This is a genomic window from Amycolatopsis pithecellobii (genome assembly GCF_009707865.1).
Lineage (GTDB): Bacteria > Actinomycetota > Actinomycetes > Mycobacteriales > Pseudonocardiaceae > Amycolatopsis_E > Amycolatopsis_E pithecellobii.
Map to the genome: position 1 here is coordinate 166,603 of NZ_WMBA01000008.1, position 6,071 is coordinate 172,673.

Sequence of the window (6,071 nt, forward strand, 5' to 3'; positions counted from 1 at the left end):
GTGGGTGACAGCGCAAGCGCGGCCGGTGCACAAGTGGAGCGCGCCGGGCAGACGGACCGGAAACGTTACAGCGAGCGGCTTTACGTGCCGTGGTGGGGCTGGCCGCTGCCGTTGCTCGCGGCCGGGCTGCTGGCCGCGGAGATCCATATGGGGTACCCGGGTGTGCGGGCGTGGCTGCCCTATCTGATCCTGGTGCCGCTGATGGCGGCGTGGCTGCTCACGCTGAGCCGGTCCAGGGTCGCCGTCACCGACCGGCACCTGTTGGCAGGCAAGGCAAATCTGCCGCTCGAGTTCGTCGGTGAAGTCGAAGTCGTCGGCAAGGAGGGCAAGCGCAAGGCGCTGGGGCCCGAGCTCGACCCGGCGGCGTTCGTCCTGCACCGCGGCTGGGTCGGCCCGATCGTGCGAGTCCATCTGACGGATCCCGAAGACCCCACGCCCTACTGGGTTTTCAGTACACGTAAGCCCGAAACGGTGGCCGAGCTATTGCGCAATAGCCCGGCCGCCCCGTGATCAGGCACAGTCGCGGCAGATCATCTGGCCGCCGCGTTCCTCGGCCAGCCGGCTGCGGTGGTGCACAAGGAAACACACCGAACATGTGAACTCGTCGGCCTGTTTGGGCACAACCTTGACGGTCAGATCCTCGCCGGAGAGCCCGGAAAGGTCCGCCCCCGGTAGTTCGAAGTTCTCCGCGGTCGCGTCCTCGTCCACGTCCACGACGCCGGACTGGTTCTCGTTGCGCCGCGCTTTCAGCTCCTCCAACGAGTCTTCGGCCAGCTCGTCGGCTTCGCTGCGGCGCGGAGCGTCATAGTCGGTCGCCATTGTCCCTCACCCCTGCGATCAGCTTTCTCGATTTCTGAAGGGCCCCACGATGGCGCCTCGTGAGCCCTTCGTGCCGCTGGACAACGTTCCAGCGCCCCTGTTTGTGCCCGGGCTCGTAGTGAGGCAGGTCTCTCTTGGGCTAGCGTTATCCCAGACCCTCGGCTACGGCCGGAGCCCGCAGAGGGTAGCTCACCACATACCCGGACTCGCAACGTGTTAGACAAACGTCTGCGCACGTCACTCAACAGGGCGAGAAGCTTGCCTCACAGGGCCAGGTCGAGGGACACAATGGCCCCCTCGAACGGGGGCGGCGACAGTGGTGCACTGTAACGCTTAGGCTGATCAGGAACGAAGGTCCTGATGCAGGGGGACGGCAGGGCAGTCGGGAAGGGATCGGGCAGGTGGCGTCGGGGATCGGTTTCGGCAACCGCAAAAAACGGGGCTACCGCAGACGCCGTCCGCTTCCGGCACTCATCGTCATCGCGATACTCGGGCTCGTCGCGATGGTCGTGTGGGTCCGCGCGATCACGGACAAGGCCGACATCGACACGGCACTGCGGTGCACACCGCCGCCCACGCCCGCCCAGGGGCTGACCTACAGCTCGCTCACCCACACCGCGCTCGACGACATCGCGCCCATCCCGCCGGACAAGATCGCGGTGCAGGTACTCAACGCGAGCCAGGCGCGTGGCCAGGGTGCCATCACCACGGAAGGCTTGCGGGAGCTCGGTTTCGCGCAGATCGCCCCGCCGGACAACGATCCGGCGTACCCGAACCAGGACGCGAAATGCCAGGGCCAGTTGCGCTTCGGTGACAACGGGCGTTCCGCGGCCCGCACACTGAGCCTCGTGCTGCCGTGCCTGGAACTGGTCAAGGACACCCGCGCGGACGCGTCGGTCGACGTGTCGACGGCCGCCGGCTTCGGCGACCTGCGGCCCACCCCGCAGGCCCGCCAGATCCTGCAGCAGCTGCAGCAGTGGTCGGCGCAGCATCCCGACGGCGGCAACGAGCAGTCCGCGGGTCCCGGCCCGGTACTGGACCCGGCATTGCTTTCCGGCGCCCGCAACGTCGTTTGCTGACGGCGGGCTCACACCTCGCCGATTCCGCAGTCGATGAGCGTGGCCCGCAGGGACGCCGCGATCGACGGGGTGGCGACGAACGTCGCGTCGGCGCCCAGCGGGAGATCTTCCCCCGGTAGCGCCACGTGTGCGCCGGCCTCGGCGGCGATCAGCGCGCCCGCGGCCCAGTCCCAGCGGTGCAGGCCGTGCTCGACATAGGCGTCGAGCCAGCCGGCCGCGACCGCGCACAGGTCGAGCGACGACGCGCCGGCCCGCCGGATGTCGCGCACCCTCGGCACGAGTTCCGCGACCACCGCGGCCTGCCGCGCCCGGCGGCCGGCGTCGTAGGCGAATCCGGTACCGACGAGCGTCAGGTCGAGCCGTTCCGGCGACGAGACGCGCAGTGGCCGCCCGTCAAGCCACGCGCCCTGCCCGCGCGCCGCCGTCCAGGACCGGCCACTCGCCGGTTCGACAACCGCGCCCGCGACCGAAACACCGTCGATCTCCGCGGCCACGGAAACCGCGAAACCCGGTAAGCCGTAAAGGAAATTGACCGTGCCGTCGATCGGGTCGACCACCCACGTGACCCCGTCACCGGCGGCGCCGCCCTCCTCCTCACCGAGCACCTGATCAGCGGGGCGCAGCCGCGCCAGCCGCTCCCGGATCAGCCGCTCCGCCGCACGATCCACGGCAGTCACCACGTCGGTATCGGTCGTCTTGGTGTCGACCTGCACCGATTCGCCTGCCAGCATGGCTTCACGGGCGCGGCGCACCAGATCGGCCGCCTCTTCGGCAACCTGGACGGCAGTGGCTAGTTCGGACTCGAAGGCTCCCACATCACCATGTGACCACACCCGGATAAAGTCTCGTGGACAGGCTTCTGAATCGAGCAGGAAGGGATCACGCCAATGCCGGCGACCCGAGGTTTCGGAATCGACATCGGTGGCAGCGGAATCAAGGGCGCCCTTGTCGACCTGGAAAAGGGCGCGCTCATTGGCGACCGCCTCCGGATCGACACCCCACAGCCCGCGACGCCGAAGGCCGTCGCCGAGGTGGTGGCGAAGGTCGTGCGCCACTTCGGATGGGACGGCCCGGTCGGCATCACACTGCCCGCGGTGATCAAGAAAGGCGTCGCGCACACCGCGGCGAACATCGATCCCCAGTGGATCGGCACCGACGCGGACGCGTTGTTCGCCGATGTGCTCGGCCGACCGGTCGAGAACATCGCGATGCTGAACGACGCCGATGCCGCCGGCATGGCCGAGATCCGTTTCGGTGACCCGTCCGCCCGCCACGGCGTGACAACCCTGCTCACCTTCGGCACCGGCATCGGCAGCGCCGTCTTCCAGGACGGCAAGCTCGTCCCCAACACCGAGTTCGGTCACGTCGAGGTCGACGGGCACGACGCGGAGAAGCGTGCCGCCGCCTCGGTGAAGGACAACGAAGGCCTGTCGTATCACCACTGGGCCAAGCGGGTAAGTCGTTACCTGACCGTGCTCGAAAACCTGATCTGGCCGGATCTGTTCATTGTGGGCGGCGGGGTCAGCAAGAAGTCCGAGAAGTGGGTGCCGCTGCTCGAGGTCCGGACCAAGATCCTGGTCGCATCGTTGCAGAACAACGCGGGCATCGTGGGTGCCGCCGCCGCGGCCGTGGAGGGCATCGAACACTGAGCTGCGCCGCGCCGCGGACCCGGCCCGTCGATGATCGGCCCGCAACCTTTGCGCGTATCGTCGTTACAATGGAACACGGCCCACGGTCGCGGAGACAAAACCGCAGGCCGCGGGGCGTTCCCCGAATCTGAGGCAGCCGGGACCCCGGTCCGGGCTCGCCGTGATCGACCGCTGCGAAAGGGCGTACGTGGCACCCGCAAAAACCGCTACTCGAAGCGGCACGAAGACGACAAGCGCGGAACCCGACGCAGGCGACGAGGCCGCCACCGAGCAGGCAGGCGCCGCCGCCAAGAAGCCGGCCGCACGCAAGACCGCCGCCAAGACCCCGGCGAAGAAGGGCCCGGCCAAGACCCGCACGCGGAAGGCCGCGTCCAAGGGGGAGGACGGGAGCGAGCCGGACGGCCCTGGCGCCGACGAGGAGATCGAGGACGTCGACCTCGAGGCTGATCTCGCCGATCTGGAAGAGGTCGAGGTGGACGTCGTGGACGCGACGGTCACCGAGGAAGACGGCGAGTCCGAGGAGGAGGAGCCTGCGACCCCGCGTGCCGAGCGCACCAAGCACGCCGGTCCCAAGTCCTCGAACGATCCCGACTTCGTCTGGGACGAGGAAGAGTCCGAGGCGCTGCGGCAGGCCCGCAAGGACGCCGAGCTCACCGCCTCGGCCGACTCCGTGCGTGCCTACTTGAAGCAGATCGGCAAGGTCGCGCTGCTGAACGCCGAGGAGGAGGTGGAGCTCGCCAAGCGGATCGAGGCCGGGCTCTACGCCGCCGAGCGCGTCCGCGTCGCCGAGGATGAGGGCGAGAAGCTCGCCACCCAGATGCGCCGCGATCTCAAGTGGATCGTGCGGGACGGTGAGCGCGCCAAGAACCACCTGCTCGAGGCGAACCTCCGGCTGGTCGTCTCGCTCGCCAAGCGCTACACCGGCCGCGGGATGGCGTTCCTGGACCTCATCCAGGAGGGCAACCTCGGTCTGATCCGCGCGGTCGAGAAGTTCGACTACACCAAGGGTTACAAGTTCTCCACGTATGCCACGTGGTGGATCCGGCAGGCGATCACCCGCGCCATGGCCGACCAGGCGCGCACCATCCGCATCCCGGTGCACATGGTCGAGGTGATCAACAAGCTCGGCCGGATCCAGCGCGAGCTGCTCCAGGATCTCGGGCGCGAGCCCACCCCGGAGGAGCTGGCCAAGGAGATGGACATCTCGCCGGAGAAGGTGCTGGAGATCCAGCAGTACGCCCGCGAGCCCATCTCACTGGACCAGACCATTGGCGACGAGGGCGACTCGCAGCTCGGTGACTTCATCGAGGACAGTGAAGCGGTTGTAGCCGTGGACGCGGTCTCGTTCACGTTGCTGCAGGACCAGCTGCAGTCGGTACTGCAGACGCTGTCCGAGCGCGAGGCCGGCGTGGTGCGGCTGCGTTTCGGTCTCACCGACGGCCAGCCCCGCACCCTGGACGAGATCGGCCAGGTCTACGGCGTGACCCGGGAGCGGATCCGCCAGATCGAGTCGAAGACGATGTCCAAGCTGCGGCACCCGTCGCGCTCTCAGGTGTTGCGCGACTACCTGGACTGAGAACGCTTTCCCGCGAGGGGGCCGTCACGGTTTTCGTGACGGCCCCCTCGGTGTTTCCGGCCGTGCCGACGGCGGGAAGCGCTTACACCCACGCGTTGCTCCACATTGGAGTGTCCATTGTGCCCATCACGCCACTGTCGGACGTGGCTTCCGTGACTGCTTGGTCACTCCCCACTGTCCACATTGGGCACTGTTGCACCCGGATGGCGTAGTCAGGCCGGCACCATGCGTGCCGGGCGCCCGGCCCTACAGTGAAGTGCCTCACGTCCGCAAGTGCCCAAATGAGCGCGGATTCCGCCTCCGGGCGTTCGCCGAGAACGAACAAGCGGCGCCGGGAAAGCCACCCGCGGCGGGGATTGCAAACCACGATCGCAAGGCGTCCAAAGCATCCTGACCTGGATGAATGCGCTGGTCTGGACGTTTCCCCGAGGTTTCGCCGTCCTGCATCGCGGGACCGGCACTACGGCATCCGGGGTAATTCCACGTGACACGTGTCCCACCGAGCCGGGAACACTTGCACCATTCCCAGCGTCTGCAAGAGTGGAAGGAACGAACACGGCGGAGCCGGCGCGATCCCCGCACCGGCAGTAGTTCCGAAGTGATCGCGCTGGATCGATGGCATCGGGCAACCGGTGCCGGGACGGAGGGAGACTCCCATGACATCGCCGACGCTCGCCCGCCCCGAATTGACCGCTGCCGACCGGTGTGACCGGTGCGGCGCCGCAGCACAGGTACGAGCGATTCTCGCCTCCGGTGGTGAGCTGCTCTTCTGCGGTCACCACGCTCGCGAATACGAGGGGAAGCTCAAGGAAATGGCAGCCGAGATCCAGAAGTAGTTTCCGACTTCACAAGCTGGAAGGCGAGCGCTCGCGGAGAGCGCTCGCCTTTCTTGTTCCGAGTGTTTTTTGGGGGGCGGAGCCCCCCAACCCCGCCCCGGGGGCAAGCCCC

General features: G+C 67.8%; 7 protein-coding genes. 5 read left to right on the forward strand and 2 right to left on the reverse strand.

The window, feature by feature from the left end:
- On the forward strand, positions 1-510 hold the full coding sequence (locus tag GKO32_RS08355) for a DUF3093 domain-containing protein (protein WP_376765934.1): 510 nt from the start codon (positions 1-3) through the stop codon (positions 508-510).
- On the opposite strand, the gene GKO32_RS08360 is transcribed toward GKO32_RS08355, so the two are convergent.
- Positions 511-819 carry a DUF4193 domain-containing protein gene (locus GKO32_RS08360; protein ID WP_154756199.1) on the reverse strand — a complete coding sequence of 103 codons (309 nt, stop codon included), beginning with the start codon at positions 817-819 and terminating at the stop codon, positions 511-513. It abuts the gene before it with no gap.
- 401 nt (positions 820-1,220) lie between these two features.
- Between GKO32_RS08360 and cei the strand changes: the two genes are divergently transcribed.
- The gene (gene cei / locus GKO32_RS08365; protein WP_312867666.1) at positions 1,221-1,898 is read left to right on the forward strand and encodes an envelope integrity protein Cei; all 678 of its coding nucleotides are present in this window, start codon (positions 1,221-1,223) and stop codon (positions 1,896-1,898) included.
- 8 nt (positions 1,899-1,906) lie between these two features.
- Here cei and GKO32_RS08370 read toward each other — a convergent pair whose 3' ends face one another.
- Positions 1,907-2,713, reverse strand: coding sequence for an inositol monophosphatase family protein (locus GKO32_RS08370; RefSeq protein WP_312867667.1), 807 nt, complete (start codon positions 2,711-2,713; stop codon positions 1,907-1,909).
- Between the two features lie 72 nt (positions 2,714-2,785).
- Here GKO32_RS08370 and ppgK point away from each other — a divergent pair, with 72 nt between their 5' ends.
- The 3 genes from ppgK to GKO32_RS08385 all read left to right on the forward strand — a co-directional run bounded on the left by ppgK (position 2,786) and on the right by GKO32_RS08385 (position 5,959).
- Positions 2,786-3,547 (forward strand): polyphosphate--glucose phosphotransferase, encoded by a 762-nt coding sequence (gene ppgK / locus GKO32_RS08375; protein ID WP_154756201.1) that lies wholly within the window; start codon positions 2,786-2,788, stop codon positions 3,545-3,547.
- 187 nt (positions 3,548-3,734) lie between these two features.
- Positions 3,735-5,123 carry an RNA polymerase sigma factor gene (locus GKO32_RS08380; protein WP_312867668.1) on the forward strand — a complete coding sequence of 463 codons (1,389 nt, stop codon included), beginning with the start codon at positions 3,735-3,737 and terminating at the stop codon, positions 5,121-5,123.
- A gap of 656 nt (positions 5,124-5,779) precedes the next feature.
- Positions 5,780-5,959, forward strand: a complete 180-nt coding sequence (locus GKO32_RS08385) for a DUF7455 domain-containing protein (protein ID WP_154756203.1) — start codon at positions 5,780-5,782, stop codon at positions 5,957-5,959.
- Positions 5,960-6,071: the final 112 nt, after the last annotated feature.